General features: G+C 39.5%; 2 rRNA genes. Both read left to right on the top strand.

The features are described from left to right. Positions 1-79, top strand: a 16S ribosomal RNA gene (locus tag ACXAGK_RS19470); the annotation flags it as partial. 330 nt (positions 80-409) lie between these two features. Further along, a 23S ribosomal RNA gene (locus ACXAGK_RS19465) occupies positions 410-640 on the top strand; the annotation flags it as partial.

Genomic DNA, 640 nt, shown 5'->3' with positions numbered 1-640 from the left:
TACCACTTTGTGTTTCATGACTGGGGTGAAGTCGTAACAAGGTAACCCTAGGGGAACCTGGGGTTGGATCACCTCCTTACCATTACGTCGAAAGACGCACTTGATGCAGTGCCTACACAGATTGTTTTGTTTATATTTAAAGATGACTTAAATAAAAGCCCTTAGCTTTGATTTAAGATCAAACCTAAGTGTTTTGAATTAAGCACTATGCTCTTTAACAATTTGGAAAGCTGATATTAATAGTAATCAATCAAAATTGAGTAACTGAGAAATCGAAAGATGAACTTTTTACTCTACTTGACTGAATTGCTTGTTATCAATTTATTGATAGCAAGGCAATTCTTCCGATTAGCTTGTCATTCATGCAACATAACTTAGACAGAAGTCAAAAGGCTGTTTGGGGTTGTATGGTTAAGTGACGAAGCGTATACGGTGGATGCCTTGGCAGTTAGAGGCGATGAAGGACGTGTAAGTCTGCGAAAAGCTGTGGTGAGCCGACAAAATGCATTTGAGCCACAGATGTCCGAATGGGGAAACCCACCTATTTATAGGTATCGTTACGTGAATACATAGCGTAACGAGGCGAACGAGGGGAACTGAAACATCTAAGTACCCTTAGGAAAAGAAATCAATTGAGATT

This window comes from Alteromonas sp. ABM1_013 (assembly GCF_056160505.1).
Note: the sequence above shows the minus strand (reverse complement) of the source record. Positions and strands in the feature narration are given on the sequence as shown.